The 18,387-nt window shown below is 47.9% G+C and carries 11 protein-coding genes and 1 pseudogene; 10 read left to right on the plus strand and 2 right to left on the minus strand.

Annotation, left to right across the window (positions count from 1 at the left end):
- Positions 1–11: 11 nt before the first annotated feature.
- On the plus strand, positions 12–368 hold the full coding sequence (locus ONT18_RS07280; RefSeq protein ID WP_089545027.1) for a hypothetical protein: 357 nt from the start codon (positions 12–14) through the stop codon (positions 366–368).
- A gap of 73 nt (positions 369–441) precedes the next feature.
- Here ONT18_RS07280 and ONT18_RS07285 read toward each other — a convergent pair whose 3' ends face one another.
- Together ONT18_RS07285 and ONT18_RS07290 are read right to left on the minus strand one after the other, a co-directional pair.
- The gene (locus ONT18_RS07285; RefSeq protein ID WP_089545028.1) at positions 442–744 is read right to left on the minus strand and encodes a helix-turn-helix domain-containing protein; all 303 of its coding nucleotides are present in this window, start codon (positions 742–744) and stop codon (positions 442–444) included.
- On the minus strand, positions 741–1,037 hold the full coding sequence (locus ONT18_RS07290; RefSeq protein ID WP_089545029.1) for a helix-turn-helix domain-containing protein: 297 nt from the start codon (positions 1,035–1,037) through the stop codon (positions 741–743). Before ONT18_RS07290 ends, ONT18_RS07285 begins: the two co-directional genes overlap by 4 nt.
- A 203-nt stretch (positions 1,038–1,240) precedes the next feature.
- Here ONT18_RS07290 and ONT18_RS07295 point away from each other — a divergent pair, with 203 nt between their 5' ends.
- The 9 genes and pseudogenes from ONT18_RS07295 (at position 1,241) to ONT18_RS07335 (ending at position 18,384) form a co-directional block, all read left to right on the plus strand.
- Positions 1,241–1,525, plus strand: coding sequence for a helix-turn-helix domain-containing protein (locus ONT18_RS07295; RefSeq protein ID WP_176425621.1), 285 nt, complete (start codon positions 1,241–1,243; stop codon positions 1,523–1,525).
- Positions 1,526–1,538: 13 nt separating this feature from the next.
- Positions 1,539–1,886 carry a helix-turn-helix domain-containing protein gene (locus tag ONT18_RS07300; RefSeq protein ID WP_089545031.1) on the plus strand — a complete coding sequence of 116 codons (348 nt, stop codon included), beginning with the start codon at positions 1,539–1,541 and terminating at the stop codon, positions 1,884–1,886.
- Between the two features lie 19 nt (positions 1,887–1,905).
- Positions 1,906–3,564 carry a DUF3945 domain-containing protein gene (locus ONT18_RS07305; RefSeq protein ID WP_264904718.1) on the plus strand — a complete coding sequence of 553 codons (1,659 nt, stop codon included), beginning with the start codon at positions 1,906–1,908 and terminating at the stop codon, positions 3,562–3,564.
- A 98-nt stretch (positions 3,565–3,662) separates the two neighbouring features.
- The gene (locus tag ONT18_RS07310; protein WP_264904720.1) at positions 3,663–5,819 is read left to right on the plus strand and encodes a type IA DNA topoisomerase; all 2,157 of its coding nucleotides are present in this window, start codon (positions 3,663–3,665) and stop codon (positions 5,817–5,819) included.
- 252 nt (positions 5,820–6,071) lie between these two features.
- Positions 6,072–6,521: a DUF1896 domain-containing protein gene (locus tag ONT18_RS07315; RefSeq protein ID WP_264904722.1), complete on the plus strand. Its 450-nt coding sequence runs from the start codon at positions 6,072–6,074 to the stop codon at positions 6,519–6,521.
- Positions 6,508–11,307, plus strand: coding sequence for a DNA methylase (locus ONT18_RS07320; RefSeq protein WP_264904724.1), 4,800 nt, complete (start codon positions 6,508–6,510; stop codon positions 11,305–11,307). The genes ONT18_RS07315 and ONT18_RS07320 overlap by 14 nt, the downstream gene beginning before the upstream one ends.
- Positions 11,308–11,963: 656 nt before the next feature.
- The gene (gene ltrA, locus ONT18_RS07325; protein WP_049702337.1) at positions 11,964–13,649 is read left to right on the plus strand and encodes a group II intron reverse transcriptase/maturase; all 1,686 of its coding nucleotides are present in this window, start codon (positions 11,964–11,966) and stop codon (positions 13,647–13,649) included.
- Between the two features lie 103 nt (positions 13,650–13,752).
- Positions 13,753–14,760: pseudogene (locus ONT18_RS07330) on the plus strand (hypothetical protein); the annotation flags it as partial.
- Between the two features lie 654 nt (positions 14,761–15,414).
- A complete protein-coding gene (locus ONT18_RS07335) occupies positions 15,415–18,384 on the plus strand; it encodes a T9SS type A sorting domain-containing protein (RefSeq protein ID WP_264904732.1) in 2,970 nt (989 codons plus the stop codon).
- Positions 18,385–18,387 lie beyond the last annotated feature (3 nt).

Genomic DNA, 18,387 nt, shown 5'->3' on the forward strand with positions numbered 1-18,387 from the left:
TAATCAGCAGTATGAAAAGAAACATTATAAAGGTGAGCAACTACTCTGTCACACTCACTGGCAATAATATCTGGATGACATATTGGGAGATAGCAGAAGCATTCAATGTCATCCCTGCTTCGGTGAACAGGACAATAAAAAGAATGTTCAAAGAAAATGTCTTTTCTGAGTGTGAACATAGCAAATATATCCGATTGTCAAACGGCAACCATGCCTATGTTTACAGTCTTGATGTAGTGATAGCCATTTCTTTCAAATACAGAACCCATTATACCGATGTGTTCAGAAAATGGCTGACAGACAAAGTAAAGGAGCAGCATCCTCCAGTATTCATCAGTTTTCAGACAAAAGATCTGTATGGTTGCTGATTGTATACTGACAATAGTATAATATAGAAAAGCGGATTGTCTTCCTAAAAAGGAAGCAGTCCGCTTTTCTCGGTTATAGTTCATTTTGGTGGTTACTGTAATTACTTTCCAACAGAGCCTGAATGTCGGATTCCCGATACAGTACTTTACCTCCAATGATAAAATAAGGCAAGATAGCTGCATGTCGGTATTCCTGCAAGGTCCGCTTGCTGATGTGTAGACGGGCTGCAACATCCCTGTCTGTCAGATACATCTCGCCGTTCAACGGGAAATGACTGCATTCAGCCAGCTTGTCAGCCTTTCTCATGCTTTGTCGAATTGTTTTCAATACTTCGACAATAATCTCGTGGTCTTCATTCAATACTGTCTGTATCATACGCAGTCCGCCTCTATTGTGCCTGCACTATGCAATATGAAGTTTTCCACATCAGCAGGCTTGTAATAGAACTTTCTTCCAATCTGGGTGCATGGAAGCAAATCCTTGTCACGCAGACTCTGTAGGGATCGTTTGCTAAGGTTCAGAGCCTTACAGACGTCTTCTGAATCCATCCACTTAGCCAGACTTCTGTCTTTAGATTTCTCCAATAGGAAGTCCACCTTTCTCGTCAATGCCTTCACACTCTCCAGAAGCAAATCGAAGGTCTTTCTTTCAATGATTACTATATCCATATTTGTATACTTGTTGATTAACGAGCGCAAAGGTAAATCAGAATATTGTGAGATGGATAAAAACACGGAAATCGTGTTGCTTGTGTCGCCTTAGAAGGACACTCAGAGACAAATTCAATAAAAATCTCACGGTAGTAACGCGTAAGTACCGTGCCCGATAAATTCCTTTGCCGTACTTTTGCAGCGAACAAATGCAAAAGCGTATGGAAATCATAACAATAGACAGCTTGGCGTTCAAGGAACTGACTGGGCAAATAAGAGAGATTGCAGCGTACGTAAGAAAATATGGTACAGCAATCAGAGAAGAGAATGACACAGGAAAGGAGTACCTTACCAGTGCGGAGGTCTGCGAGATGCTTCATATCAGCAGCCGCACCCTGCAGCGCATGAGAGATGCCAAAGTTATAGGCTTTACCTTCGTAGGCAATGCGTGCCGTTTCAGACGGTCAGATATAGAGAAGTACCTCAAGGAAAGAGGAACAACATAAAAAATGGAGAAATATGGATACACTTGACAGAACAACATTTGAGAATGGTATGAGACAGCTTATGCAGAGACTTGACAAGCATGAGGCAGTTCTCAATGTCATCAACGAGTCTGGAAGGGATATGATGCAGACCATCCCTAAACTTGAAGATGAACTGCTTGACAACCAAGACCTGTGTCTCATGCTCCATGTGAGCAAGCGTACATTGCAGCGATACCGTAGTAGCGGAATGATCCCTTATCGACTATTGAAGCGTAAGCCGTACTACAAACGCTCCGATGTGGAGGATTTTATCAGAACGTATGCAAAGGAAATAAAGAAAGAAAACGACGGGAACAGAAAAGCCCGCATTTATGTATAACAATTAAATATTTACAATTATGGTACAAAAGAAAAAGAGTGATGAACAGGACGTGCTGGTAGTCCGTGACGAAAAGACGGGCGAGATCAGCGTCGTCGCCGGACTCAGCAGAGACGGCACACCGAAGCGAGCACCCGCCAAGGCGGAGAACACGCCCGACTTCCTGCGTTTTGACCGCAACAGTGACATGATGGACAGTTTCTTTAGAAACTTCTTCCGCCAGTGCAAGGAGCCAAGCCGATTCGGATTCTACCGCATAGCGGCAGACCAGGTGGAAAACCTGCTTGACGTGATGAAGGAGTTACTGAAAGATCCGGAGGCTAACAAGGAGATTCTTTCCGCCCACAAGGTTGACACCTCCAATTATGAGAAAGAGGCAAAGCAATCGGAAGGTCAGGCGAAAGAAACCGCATCATCGGACGATGCGTCCAAGACGCAGGCTAACACAGAAAAAGAGAATGTATCATCTGAACAAACAAACGAAAAAGAGAACGACATGGAACAGAAACCAGAACAGACCGCAACCGCACAGCAGGCACAGACCGCTCCGGGTGTAAAGCAGAACCTCATCAGTGGTAACGATGTGAACCTGCAGGAACTTGGTGCCAAATATGGCATAGACTTCAACAGTATGAATGAGAAGGATATGAAAGCCCTGCTCAACTACGGCAAGACGGGGCTTGTGATTGTGAAGCCGACCTTCGGTGGTGAACAGATAGAGATACAGGCCCGTCTGTCATTCCGCAAGGACGATAACGACCAGTTGCAACTCGTGCCGCATTTCGTGCGCAACGAGCCTAAACTCGATGTCGCTTACAAAGGCTATACCTTCACTCCAGAGGACAAGAAGAACCTGTTGCAGAACGGTAACCTCGGAAAGGTTGTGGATTTCCCCGACAAGAATACAGGTGAGCTGCGTCCTCATTTCATCAGTATCGACCGTCTCACCAATGAGATTGTTGACATCCCTACCAACAAGGTGCGCATACCCGATACCATCGGCAAGACACCTATTACCAAGGACGACAAGAGAGTGCTCTACTCAGGTATTCCGCTTCGCAAGGAGATTGAGCTTGCCAACGGGCGCAAGTTTACACCGCTGTTGCAGGTGAATGTGGAACAGCGTGGCGTGGAGTTCGTGCCTGGCAGTACAAGACAGGCGCAAGGTCAGAAACAGAATGGAGACAAGAAGCAAACCGCCGACAAGCAGGAGCAGAAGGCAGAAGGTGATGCGGGCGGTCAGAAGAAGCAGCAAGATCCCAACCACTGGCTCAATGAGGACGGAACCATCCGCCGACTCAACACCTATTTCAAGAAGGAACTGACCGAGCAGCAGAAGGACGACTATGTGGCAGGCAAGACCATCGAGATCAAGGAAGTGCCCAACAAGAACGGCAGCGGTACCTATACCGCCTATGTGAAGTTCGACTTCGACAAGATGCAGCCACGTTCCTACCGCAACAATCCAGACCTCAAACAGGCGAAGGAACAGATTCCGACCAATGAGAACAAGGTACAGGTCGCCGTCAACGAGCAGGGCAAGACCCATGAGGCGACCAAGCACACCAAGGAGCCGCTGAGTCCGGGACAGTCTGCGCCAAAGAACGAAAAGCAGCAGAAGGAACAGAACGCCGAGGAACAGAAGCCAAAGAGAAAGGCAAGAAGCGTGAAGATGTAGTTGCCGCCACTTGATCCACAGAGTTAATCATCCATCATAACAACCGACATCTGCGACCGTCTATCCCACGGTTGCGGATGTCACAAAAACAACAGACAATGAAGACAATCATCGCAGAGAAACCAAGCGTAGCCAAGGAAATCGCCCGCATTGTGGGAGCTGACAAGCGTGAGGAAGGCTATATGCAGGGTAACGGCTATTTTGTGACATGGGCATTCGGACATTTAGTGCAGCCAGCCATGCCGGAAACCTACGGCATGAAGGGATTCCATGCAGAGAATCTGCCTGTGATTCCCGACCCGTTCGTTCTTGTTCCCCGACAAGTCAAGACGGAGAACGGCTACAAACCAGATGCAGGTGTGCTTGCCCAGATTAAAATTATCGGCAAGCTGTTTGACAGCAGTGAGCGCATCATCGTAGCAACCGATGCCGGACGTGAGGGAGAGTTGATTTTCCGATACCTCTATGCGTATCTCGGTTGCCAGAAACATTTCGACCGTCTCTGGATCAGTTCGCTTACGGACACCGCCATCCGTGAGGGACTTCAGAACCTCAGGGATGGCAAGGAGTATGACAATCTCTATCATGCAGCCAAGGCACGAAGTGAGGCAGACTGGCTCGTCGGCATCAATGGCACACAAGCCCTTACTATAGCCGCAGGACGTGGCACCTATTCCGTAGGTCGTGTGCAAACTCCGACCCTTGGTATGGTGTGCGAACGCTATTGGGAAAACAAACGTTTCGAGTCGAAACCGTTCTGGCAGGTACACTTCGGTGTGGTTGATGCAGACAGTGGCAATATACTAAAATTCACATCTGCCAACCGATGGACAGACAAAGCCACCGCAACCGACATATATAATAAGGTGAAAGATACCGGTTCTGCCATCATCACAAAGGTCGCAACCAAGCGAAAGGTGGAGAAGGCACCGCTCCTTTACGACCTCACCACCTTGCAGAAAGAAGCCAACTCCCAGCATGGCTTCACGGTAGAGCATACACTCTCCATCGCCCAGAAACTCTACGAGGCAAAGTTCATCACCTATCCAAGAACATCAAGCCGATATATCTCGGATGATGTATTTGCCACCCTTCCCAAACTCTTCAAGAATTTGGAGAATCATTCGGAATATGGAGAAAAAGTGAAACTCTTGCCTGGCAGTGAGGACTACAGCAAGAACAGCGTGAATGCAGCCAAAGTGACCGACCACCATGCCCTGCTCATCACAGAAAATGCAGCCGTTGGTCTTTTCAAGGACGAGAAGATCGTTTATGACATGATATTGTGCCGGATGATTGAAGCGTTCTCGGCAGACTGCATCAAGGACATCACATCAGTATCGGCGCAAGTGGATCATGACGTCGAATTTGGCATCAGTGGCTCCATCATCCGACAGACTGGCTGGCGAGCGTTGTCGCTCAAGGAAAAGAACAACAGGCTGGACAAGGATGCAGACGCAACCGACAATGAGGTCAAGGAGCAAGTCATTCCCAACTGGCAAGAAGGACAGCATATCACTCTTTCTGGCTGCACCATCACGGAGGGCAAGACCAAACCAAAGCCATTGCATACGGAATCCACATTGCTTGCAGCAATGGAGACCGCAGGCAAAGAGATAGAAGATGATACGATGCGCCAGGCAATGAAGGACAGCGGTATTGGCACACCTGCCACACGTGCCGCCATCATCGAAACCCTGCTCAGACGAGAGTATATGGTGCGCCAGCAGAAGAAACTTGTGCCGACGGAAAAAGGACTCGCCCTGCATTCCGTGGTGAAGAACATGGCGATTGCCAATGTGGAGATGACGGGCAAATGGGAGGCGGAACTTGCCAAGATAGAACGAGGTGAAGCAAGTGCAGACGGGTTCACCCATAGTATCGAAGGCTATACCCGTGAAATCACTGCGGAATTGTTAGGTTGTGACAGACTTTTCAGCCACAAGGATTCCGGCTGCCAGTGTCCTAAATGCAAGCAAGGTACCATGCAGTTCTTCGGAAAGGTAGTAAGATGCAGCAACAAGGAGTGCGGTATGCCAGTATTCAAGCAGGTAGCAGGAAAGTTGCTCACTGATTCCGACATCACCGACTTGCTTACCAAGGGCAAGACCAGAATGCTCAATGGTTTCACCAGCAAGCAAGGCAAATCATTCTCCGCAGCCATAGCCTTTGACGAGAATTTCAACACGAAATACGTCTTTGCAGAGCGCAAAACAGCAGAAAAGCGAGGAAATGTGAAGAGATACAAGAAATAGTTTGTACCTTTGCCACCGAAACATGGTTCATAAATGGTGTCTTTGCAGTTTCACTGCGAAGATAGGCTTCGGCTCAGCAATTAAAGCAAGCTTTATTGCGTTCGCCTTGCACTATCTTTATTGGATGCTTTTATTTACTGTGGATTAAGTGGCGGCACTCGGAGGGATACCGAGTGCCTTTTCTTGCTTTCACACAAACACCAACCGCCATCCACGGTTTATTATTCACCACTTAATCCATTCAACAGACAAATGAACAGAAAGAAACAGGCACAGACAGAGCTGTCCTATTACGGACTGTACCTCTTGAACCACCTCAGAGAGAACCGTTTTCCACAAGCCAGCGATGCGGACTTTATCCGCGAACGTGCAGACCATGCCGCAGAGGTATATGAGCAGGCACGGCGTGATGCCCTCTTTGCCGATGCGGCACAAGAACTTGCCATGGCAGCATTGCTGAAAGGTCTCCGCTTTTCCAAGTACAGCATCCTGTATGATGTTGTTGACAGTGAGTTTCCCCTGGAGGTAGCAGTAGAAGACCAGGAAGCGTTTGTCAAGAACCTCCTGCCTTTGGTTGACAACGTGTATTCCATTTACGACCTCACCGATGACGATTTTGCCCAGTCACCGGACTACGAGCAGCTCTACACAGAGTTGACGGGAGCCGTAGCTCTTTTCATAGAGTCAAATGGCATACAATAGAAAACAACGGCTGAACGACAACATCAAGGCGATAGAGACGGCATTCATCCTTGACAGGGAACAGCGCACGCCGACCGCCCGTGAGCGTCTCCTTCTGGAGCGTTACTGCGGATTCGGCGGATTGAAGTGCATCCTGAACCCTGCCAGGGAACTGGCGGACGCCGTCCATTGGGCAAAATCAGACCTTGAATTGTTTGCTCCAACAGTGGAGCTGCATAGACTTATCCGTGAAAACAGCAAGAATGAAAGCGAGTACAAACAGTTGATGGACAGTCTGAAACAGTCTGTCCTCACGGCATTCTACACGCCGTCAGCCGTTACGGAGGCTCTGACGGATGTGTTGAAAGAGCATCAGATTATCCCCGAAAAGGTGCTTGAACCATCGGCAGGCATCGGTGCCTTTGTCGATTCGGTCTTGGATAACAATCCCAAGGCAGACATTATGGCGTTTGAAAAAGACCTGCTTACGGGAAAGATACTCCGCCATCTGCACCCGGAGCAGAAAGTGCGCATAGAGGGATTCGAGAAGATAGAAAAGCCTTTCAATGACTACTTCGACCTCGCCATCTCAAATATTCCCTTTGGCGATGTTGCCGTGTTTGATCCGTCCTATACAGCCATGAAAGGCATGAGGGCTCTTGTCACCAGACGCATACACAACTACTTCTTTGTCAAGGCTCTTGATACGGTAAGGGACGGCGGGTTGGTTGCCTTCATCACCTCACAAGGCGTATTGAATGCCAAAAACAACAGTGCCGCGCGTTTTATGATGCTCTATCATGCAGATCTCGTGTCAGCGATTCGTCTTCCCAACAACCTGTTCACGGAAAATGCCAATACGGAAGTGGGCAGTGACCTCATCATCCTGCAGAAAAACAGCCAAAAGGAGTCGCTGCGAGGAGACGACAACCTGCTTGACACTGTCTATAATGACGAGAACCGCATTCCGACTAACAACTACTTTCTGGAGCATCCGGAACGCATTATCCATACAACGGCAAAGTTGGATACTGACCCGTTCGGCAAACCTGCAATGATATACACGCATGAGGATGGTGTGGAAGGCATTGCAGAGGATTTGCGAAAGATGCTCCATGAAGACTTTAAGAAGAACCTCAATTTGAACCGATACTTGGGGATAGAGGAGCAGCAAGAAGAAACTAAGGTCGCCCAACAGGCAGAAGTTGAGGTAAAACAAGAAAACGGAAAGGAAACATTGGACATAGGGCAAACAGAGCAACCACACTTATATAATAATGTGGAAAGCAACAATGCCGATGAACCAGGTTCGCATCATGAACGGACTGTTCATCAGCAGCCACATGTCCAAATGACCTTGTTCGACCTTTGGGGCATGGAAGAGGAAGACCGCTTGACAATAAAGGAAACAAAGAAACAGGTAAGCAAGCAGACTGGCAAGGCTACGACAACCACAAAACCATCAGCCAAAAAAACAGCAAAGAAGAAAGCAAGTCCGCTAGTGAAGGCTGTCAATCCTACGGCAAAGTTTGAGACAAAGCCTTTGGAAAATAAGGAAAAGTCCTTTGATGAAGCAAATGTCAATGCCAACACTCCAGATGTGGAGGCAAAGAAGATCCTGCCTGGTGATGAACCATACGCAAGCATCTCTTGGGAAGAGAATCCGCCAATCAACGGCTTTTACGAGATGATGATGACCATGGCTCCCGAAGACAGGGTGCTGCTGCGCCAAAAGGCGGAACTGCACCGTCAGGAACAACTCAAGGCTCTGGGCGTTGAAGATACGCTTGATCCGAAGTTCAAGCCGCCGATGGAACCGATTGAAGTTCTCAAAGTTCAAATCGGGCATGGACAGTCGAAAGGGAATGAGGCAAAAGAAGATTCCAAGACTCAGAACACATTGGAAGAAACAAATCATGAGCGGGAACAACAAAAAGAGCAAGAAAGAAAGCGGGAAGAGCTGGCAAAGAAGAAAGAGGATGCTATGAAGCACCGTCCATTTGATGAGAAACGGGAAAGTTTTCATCGTGAGGGTTCTATGGTGCTCGACTCTGCCGGAAACATCGGTGTATTGAAAGACCTTACCAAGTATGGTGCTACCTTCATGCCGTTGGATCTGAATATGGAGCAGAAAGAAAAGGCTGTCCTGTATATCGCCCTCCGTGATGCCTATCAGAAACTTTACACCTATGAAGCGGAAGAACAGACGGAAAACAAGCAGATGCGTGAGAGCCTGAATGTCTATTATGATGCTTTCTTCATCCGCTTCGGCAACCTCAATGCCAAGCAGAACGTGAAGTTCATCCTTATGGATGCCTCAGGGCGCGACATGCTGTCGTTGGAACGGGTTGAAAACGGACAGTTCACAAAGTCAGACATCTTCGACCACCCGGTCTCTTTTTCTCTTGACGAGGTCAGCCATGTCGATTCTCCAGAGGAAGCGCTCACCGCCTCGCTCAACAAGTTCGGCCGTATCGACTTGCCGTATATGACTGAATTATCGGATATGCCGGAACAGGAACTGACGGAAGCGCTTAAAGGGCGCATCTATTACAATCCGCTCATAGACGGCTACGAGATAGCCGACCGCTTCATTGCTGGCAATGTCATAGAGAAAGCGGAGCGTATAGAAGAATGGCTGAAGGAAAATCCAGACCATGCAATCGTGAGAGAGTCGTTGGAAGCCTTGAAGGCAAGCATTCCCGAACCGATAGCCTTTGAGGACCTGGACTTCAACTTCGGTGAGCGTTGGATACCTACAGGTGTGTATTCCGCTTACATGAGCCACCTCTTCAATACACAGGTCAGCATCGTCTATTCCGACAGCATGGACGAATATTCGGCAAAATGCAGTATGAAGACCATGGCCATCACGGATGAGTATATGGTGAAGGGCTATTACCGCCACTATGACGGCATGAGTCTTCTGAAACATGCCCTGCACAACACTTGTCCCGACATGATGAAGAGCATCGGTGAGGACGAGAACGGCAACGACATCAAGGTGCGTGACAGCGAGGGCATACAGCTTGCCAATGCCAAGATTGACGAAATCCGCAACGGGTTCACTGAATGGCTGGAAGAGCAGTCTGACTCCTTCAAGGATCGGCTGACCACGATGTACAACCGGAAGTTCAACTGCTTCGTGCGTCCGAAATATGACGGTTCTCACCAGACCTTCCCCGGCTTGGACTTGAAAGCCCTTGGCGGAAAGTATGGAATCAAGAGTGTGTACCCAAGTCAGAAGGACTGTGTATGGATGCTTTTGCTGAACGGCGGCGGGATATGTGACCATGAGGTGGGAACTGGCAAAACCCTCATCATGTGCATGGCTGCGCATGAGATGAAACGCCTCGGTATGGCTCACAAGCCGATGATTATCGGACTAAAAGCCAATGTCGCGGAGATAGCTGCCACCTATCAGACAGCTTATCCCCATGCGAGGATACTCTATGCCTCGGAGAAGGACTTTTCCACCAAGAACCGTGTCAGCTTCTTCAACAACATCAAGAACAACGACTATGACTGTGTAATCATGTCGCACGACCAGTTCGGGAAGATACCGCAATCGCCAGAACTCCAACGGCAGATATTGCAGGCTGAGCTTGATACCGTGGAGGAGAATCTGGAAGTGATACGCACGCAGGGCAAAGACGTGTCGAGGGGAATGCTCAAAGGCTTGGAAAAGCGAAAGCAGAACCTGGAGGCAAAGTTGCAGAAGATAGCCTACAGCATCGAGCAGCGCACCGATGATGTGGTGGACTTCCGCATGATGGGCATTGACCACTTGTTTGTGGACGAGAGCCACCAGTTCAAGAACCTCATGTTCAACACCCGTCACGACCGTGTGGCAGGACTCGGCAACAGCGAGGGAAGCCAGAAGGCGCTCAACATGCTCTTTGCTATCCGAACCATACAGGAGCGGACAGGCAGAGATCTGGGAGCGACATTCCTGTCGGGAACAACTATCAGTAACTCACTGACTGAGCTGTATCTGCTCTTCAAGTATCTGCGCCCCAAGGAACTGGAGCGTCAGGACATCCGCTGTTTCGATGCGTGGGCGGCAATCTTCGCCAAGAAGACTACCGACTTCGAGTTTAACGTCACCAACAACATCGTACAGAAGGAGCGTTTCCGATACTTCATCAAGGTACCGGAGCTTGCTGCTTTCTACAACGAGATAACCGACTATCGCACGGCAGAGGCGGTTGGTGTGGACAGACCACAGAAGAACGAGATCCTTCATAACATACCACCGACACCCGAGCAGGAGGACTTCATCCAAAAGCTGATGGAGTTTGCCAAGACGGGTGATGCCACCATCCTCGGAAGACTGCCTCTGTCGGAAACGGAAGAGAAGGCAAAGATGCTCATTGCCACGGACTATGCCCGAAAGATGGCTCTCGATATGCGCATGATAGCCCCGACTTGTGAGGATCATCCCGACAACAAGGCAAGCCATTGTGCCAAGATGATAGCGGACTATTACAAACGCTATGACAATCACAAGGGCACGCAGTTCGTATTCTCAGATCTGGGAACATACAGACCTGGGGAATTCAACGTGTATTCTGAAATCAAGCGCAAGCTGATAGAGGACTACGGCATACCTTCATCTGAAATCCGCTTCATTCAGGAGTGCAAGAACGAAAGGGCAAGAAAGGCGGTGATAGCAGCCATGAACGAGGGTTCGGTACGAGTATTGTTCGGCTCCACATCCATGTTGGGTACAGGCGTAAATGCACAAAAAAGGTGTGTTGCTATTCATCATTTGGACACACCGTGGGTGCGACATGAAGTCGCATAGATAATTGTTGGAATGATACTTTAAGTATCAGTTTTAACCCGCTGTTCCGTCAGCGGTAGCCTACCGACCGATGCACCTTAATGTTGTATTAAGCGGTCGGGACAAAGTACACTTTCACAAGACAAGACAGAACCGTGAGGGGAAGTCAAGTATGGTTAGTATCATACCGTAGAGTGGCGAGGCTGGATAGTATGGTTAGCGTAAGCGAACTGTTAGTAAACTTCGTAATGTCGTAAAAGAGTGCAAGATACTGATACACTCTACCCAAAATGGGATGCGGTCAGATAATCCTCTCCATGGTAGGATTACACGGATGTAAAGACCGTCGGAGGATGAGACAGAACCTAACCTATCCGTTAGTTATCTATGTGGAACATGGTAAGCCTGTACATCTCCTGTCAGACAAAAGACAGGTAAGCTGAAAGTAATGGATGCTGAATGATGTGCAGGTATAAGATAACAGAGAAAGCGAATGCCGTTCTGTAATGGGACGGATAGGGTTTGAGCCACTTATCACGAGTTGACAAGGGACAACATCAACCTACCACGAAAGTGGGCAGACTTCTGTGGTAATGTTTGGGAGGCAAATACCCAACATTAGCCAAATGGTAATTCTTTACAATAAACTTTTAGAACTTTTTAAAGTAGGAATGCAAATGAACGATAAAATCAAAGAAAATCTCCTCGACCAATCGTGTGCGCCGACTGACAACCTGCAATCAAATTGGGACAGAATAGACTGGACTAAGGCGGAGCAAGCTGTTAAGAAGCTTCAAGCTCGTATTGTAAAGGCTCAGAAGGAAGGCAGACATAACAAGGTGAAAGCCTTGCAATGGACGCTTACCCACTCTTTTTACGCAAAAGCCTTAGCCGTAAAGAGGGTTACTTCTAACGGGGGTGGTTGTACTCCTGGGGTTGACAAAGAAATATGGGATACCCCTAAAGCTAAAATGCAAGCAATAACCCAACTCAAACGCAGAGGCTACCAGCCAATGCCGCTGAGAAGAGTTCATATCAAGAAGAGCAACGGCAAACTGCGACCGTTGGGAATACCGACAATGAAAGACAGAGCCATGCAAGCACTCTATCTTATGGCATTGGAGCCTGTATCAGAAACTACAGCTGATACTCGTTCATACGGTTTCCGCAAGGAACGCTGCTGTATGGATGCAATACAGCAATGTCATAACATTCTCCGAAAGGGATATTCTCCCGAATGGATTTTGGAGGGTGACATAAAAGGGTGTTTTGACCATATCAGCCATGAGTGGTTACTTGCCAATATCCCAATGGATAAGGCAATACTCCGAAAATGGTTGAAATGTGGCTATGTTTTCAACAAGCAAATGTTCCCGACCGAGGAAGGAACACCGCAAGGTGGTATAATTTCTCCGACACTTGCCAATATGACTTTGGACGGATTGCAGAAAGCTCTTGCAGATAGATATAAGCGCCATCATGTTAATGGTAAGTTGTATTCACCAATGGTGAACCTTGTACGTTATGCGGATGATTTTATCATCACTTGCGAGAACAAGGAAACTCTTGAAAATGAAATCAAGCCATTGGTTGCTGAATTTATGTCTGAAAGAGGTCTGACCTTATCAGAGGAAAAGACGGTGATAACCAACGTGCATGACGGTTTTGATTTTCTTGGCTTTAATATCCGCAAATACGGCAAGGACATATTGACCAAGCCGACAAAGAAATCCGAGAAACGCTTTATGGAGAATATCCGTAAGGTAATTAAGGAGAACAAGGGTTGCAGACAGGAGTCGTTAATCAGAATGTTGAACTCTAAAATCCGAGGATGGGGAGGTTATTATCAGCATGGAGCGACACGTGATTCATTTCACAGAATCGACCATCAGATATTCCTCTCACTATGGCAATGGGCAAAACGTCGTCATTCCAAGAAAGGGAAACGGTGGATAAAAGACCGATATTGGCATGACATTCGAGGGAACAAATGGACTTTCGCTTCAAAATTCAAGAAACCAAACGGAAAGGAAGACCAATTGACATTATTGTCTCTGACTTCATCGTTTCCATTCCTGCAATACACGCAGATTAAAGGAGACATGAACCCGTTTGATGCAGACTGTCGTCTGTACTTCTATAAAAGAAAGAAGTCGAAAATGCTTGTTACGCTAAAAGGACGCAAGTCACTGCTGTACCTATGGGAAAAGCAAGGACGCAAATGTCCTATATGCGGTGAGCCTATTGATACGCACAAGGCATGGAATGTCATGCCAACCGTTCAAAACGGAAAGAAATGCAATCTGTTGGTTCATGATGAATGTTTTAAATTATCCCGCAAATCAAATGGAAACAAGAAGTAGTTTGAGCCGGTCTCTGCATACAAACAGAGGCTTAGAAAAGCTTGAGCCGTATGAGGGGAAACTCTCATGTACGGTTCTTAGGGGGGAAGAGGGCAGCAATGCCCTTGACCTACCCGATCGACCGTCAGACTTGGCACAGCGTGACGGTCGAGGTGTGCGCGCTGGTAACGAGATTGCCAAGCTGTATGCCGACAACAAGGTTGATGTCATCATCTATGCGGTGGAAAAGTCGCTTGACTCGTACAAGTTCAACCTCCTGCACTGCAAGCAGACTTTTATCTCGCAGTTGAAAAGCGGTGCCTTGGGAGCGAGAACCATTGACGAGGGAGCGATGGACGAGAAATCTGGCATGAATTTTTCAGAGTATATGGCTATTCTCTCTGGAAATACCGACTTGCTTGACAAGGCGAAGCTGGAGAAGAAGATTGCTTCTCTGGAGGGTGAGCGCAAATCGTTTAACAAGGGCAAGCGTGACTCAGAAACAAAATTGCAGTCAAAGACGGCAGAGCTGGGCAACAACAAAGCCTCTCTCAAGGGAATGACCGAGGACTACGGCAAGTTTATGGGCAAAGCCAAGAAAGACAAGAACGGCAACATCCTCAACCTCATCACTCTTGATGGTGTGGAGTCCACGAACTTAGAGGTTATAGGAAAGCATCTGCAAATGTTGGCGGAGAAAGAGACAACTGGCGGACAATACAAGCGGATTGGAGAAATCTACGGATTCCCTGTCAAGATTGTCAGCGAGACAAGTTTCGAGAATGGTCTTTCATTTGTTGACAACCGCTTTTTTGTCGAGGGCAATTACAAGTACCAGTACAACTACGGTCACATTGCCAAGTCGGACCCGATAGCAGCGGCAAACAACTTTCTGAATGCCTTACAGAAGATACCAAGCTACATTGAGCAGTATGATTCAAGATGCAAGGCTTTGGAAAAGGAAATACCGCAACTGGAAGAGATAGCTGGCAAGACTTGGAAGAAAGAGGAAGAACTGAAAGGTCTTAAAGCGGAACTGGCGGCGTTGGATAGAAAAATACAGTTAGAATTGGCACCACCACAGGAGCAAGATACTGCTGAAAAACACGAAACAAAGAATATAGAAACAGAACAAAGCATAGTTGGAAAACAAGCACGCTCCGTCTGTCGGTTATGACACCTTATTATATATAGGGGTATCTTGATGTTTTTATCATAATAAGATACCCCTGTTTTTTAGAATAAATCTCAAATTTGTAAACATAACCCCATCATAAAAAATGAATCGCAAGTATTCCTGCTGTGTTTATCAAATCAGGGCCATTGTTGTTGATGACGACTCTACCATCAGCTCATATATACCTTTCCGACACAAGCATATGGTGTTTTCATTTGTACTCCGAGTGTGTACAGTTTCAAACCATGATTTACATTCTAACATAAGAAACTGAAGCCGTGACCATTTGTGTATTTTTGCCAAACTAACTCCAGTACATACAACAGATGTAAAAGATTTCTGCAAAATTGACAGAAATCATAAGAAAAAAACGCCAAACCAGCAAATTTCTTAAAGATTATATCCGTTTATTAAGATTATTTTTGTATATTTGCAGCATTAGTTTGGTGGTAAAGCCTATTGGCCTGCCACGTGACAATAGGACTTTACGGAGCAAGCCTATATCACAATTCTTCTCCGTAGTAACAGTCCGTTCTCTCTCACTGGTCTCTCCCTGCGCGGCAGAGGCATACGTTTTTATATTTTTCAAACACTCCAAATTGACAGCGCATGAGAAAGTTTACTTCTTTGTTACTGTTAGGCTTCGCTATCGGCAGTTTCGCGCAAACGCCCGGAGGAGTCAGCGGAAGCGAACTGTGGTTCAAGACTGCGCCTTTGAACTCAGACCTGCAAGGTTATTACCGTTGGCAGGATTTCTCTGGGGATTCCATACGGCTGATGCTATTGGACAGCCGTGGCGTCAAGTCTGAACTTACTCTTCCGAACAGTTCAGTCCATTACTTCAACTTCAATCCGAGTCTCTGGCTCGCAGACGGATTCCGTAGTCTGAGTGCCAAACTCAAACACGGCAACCTCTCACAGGCTACCGTCATCGGTGTCTTTTCACCGGAACTGGCAACCATCGGCAAGGATATGGTTGTCTATGCCCTTGACGGCCGCAAGGGCGACGGAGCCATTCTGAGCAAGGACAAAGCCGTAAGGGGTAGAGGTGTTGAACCGCTGGACTATGGTTCAGCATCGGGTGAAGACCTGCTTTATCAATCAAGTGATTCTTTGTCCGAGAACGGTTTTAAGGAAAGCGCTCTGCGAGTTGTGTCCTACTTCAAGGTAAGCAATCCTTCAACAACATTGTGGGGAGACAACTCCAACACCACATTATTCATCGGAACCCCTTCCACCTCTGGCAGCTTCGGTACGGATTTCCCGACCTCGCTCTTCGGTAATGCTTCCATCCGGGGATATGCCCCTGAGCTTATTGTTTTCAGCAGGATGATTACACCCGATGAGCGCAGAAAAGTGGAGAGCTATCTGGCGGTAAAGTACGGCATCACCCTCAAAGGCTCGTATCTTGACAGCGACGGAAACCTGACTTGGGATATGGCGGAGAACCAAGCCTACCACCATAGGGTCACAGCTGTTGGAACCGACATGGCAGGAAGTCTCTCCCAACCGCTTTCCGCAACATCATATGAGGAAAGTCCGGTGTATGCGGCCTTGAAGGAGAACGGAACTTATCATGACGCAAATCCATACAACCCTTCATCCGCCTCCCGTCTGCTTGTCATGGGACGTGAAAACGGCAATCCGATGCCGGACAGAGGCTTCACTTTCTGGGGCGACGATGATGTGGCACTTGCAACATATACCTCACCTACAGATTCCCTGTGGCATGTCATGAAACGTACATGGATGGTCAAGACCAACGTGCCGTCAAAGCCTGACAGTACAGTGGCAAGATGGACTGCGCAAGGATTTGAAGTGTCAAGGAATGGCTTTACTGACAATATCATCCAAGAGAAAGCCGCTTCCGGAGCTTATGCCACGACCCCAGCCCTTGTTGGAGGTGGCGGTGCCTTTGAGTTCACCTGTCCGACAAGTCACCCGACTTTTGACGTTGGCTTCGGAAGCATCGGTGGCAGCACATGCAAGTATGGATTCCGGTTCACCAATGTTGGAGTTGTTTATCCGATCATCAACGGAGCGGTCTCAAATTCATACATCGCCACGGATGTTGACGGAACGGACATCTCCATCCGCAAGGAAGGCAAAAACATCTATCTGCGTGTTGACGGAACAGGAAGTGCGACAAGAGCCATATCCCTTTCGGATGCAACTGACACAGACACAAATGTGGGCATTATCCGAACGGAAGGAGCAGAGTCCGCCTTGAACATGGCAGGCTTGAGGACAGGAGGAATAGATGATGTCGGTTATATGGCAGAGCTGAGCTATGACCTCACACCGGACAGGGAGTTCTCAGACTATTGCCGCAAGCGTACCGTCATGCTCATAGACCCAAGCGGTGAAGGTGATTTCGACATCAACAGCAATAGCAACATAAGATGCTCCAAGCCTGATATGACGAGGGGCAAGACCATATTCCGCAATATCCTATGGGATGCAGACGGAAGCGGAAGCGATGTGTTCACATTCGCCTATTATGACGGCATTTCCTATGATGCCACTCCTACGCCGTCAAGTTGCGAGAATGGAGTTCCACGCAATGACGGGTATATCGACATCGGCATCAACATCGGTACACCAGTCTATTCCTATGTGCTCAGCGTTGACACCGTTGCAGGAAAAGTAAAAGGAGAAACCATTGCCAGAGGAACATTCTTCGGTGACACGCATAGAATCACGAATCTTGCCCCCGGCGCCTATGCGCTGTCCGTATCACAAGGTGGAGGCAACGAGATTTATGCCACTGGCAACGCACTCTACACCTCATACTCACATGACACCAGGACCTATCTGTCTGGCGACATCTCATGGACGGTGAACGATACAAAATCAAACTACCGTGTGGGATTGGAGCCAAGCCTCACGGACGAGATCACCCAATATGGCTTCGACGTGCGGGGCGACAAGGCGCATATCATAACCGGTGGATATACAAGCCTAACCAAATATGTCACCATCAAGCCTGGCGATGTGCTCAGTGTTACAGTCCGCAATATGCAGGTCACATACAAGTTGAACGGACAGACCGTGCATCATGAATATGTCTGGTCACTTCGTGCATGGCGGTTCTGCATCAAGTACGGAAAGGGCGAGACACATATCACAGACCTTACCGTAAACGGTACGCCTGTAACCTCATTCACCACAAGGGGCAACGTGCAGATAGAAACACCCAAGAAGTGTACGACAACGATGACCGTCTATGTCGGCAGCGAGTGTGATGCAAGTATGCCTAACGGAACACAGGCAAGGGAGAACCATGTGGGCAGCTCGGACAGACAGGCTGACAACTCCTTCATTTCTGGAGAAGACGAGGATTTCACTGTCAATGGCAACGGTTCTACGACAGGCATCTACGAGGCTAAACTCACACAGGACAAGCCTGCTGCAGCCACATTGATGGTGTTTGACGTATCAGGCAAACTGGTAGTGTCACGCCAAATGACAGGCGAAAGCGTCAAGCAGGCCGACTTCAAGGTTCCCGCATCGGGTGTGTATGTCGTGAAGGCAATCTCCGAGAATGGGGAGCATACAAGGAAAATCTCAGTAAAGTAACTT

Source organism: Segatella copri, from assembly GCF_026015295.1.
Classification (GTDB): Bacteria; Bacteroidota; Bacteroidia; order Bacteroidales; family Bacteroidaceae; genus Prevotella; species Prevotella copri_C.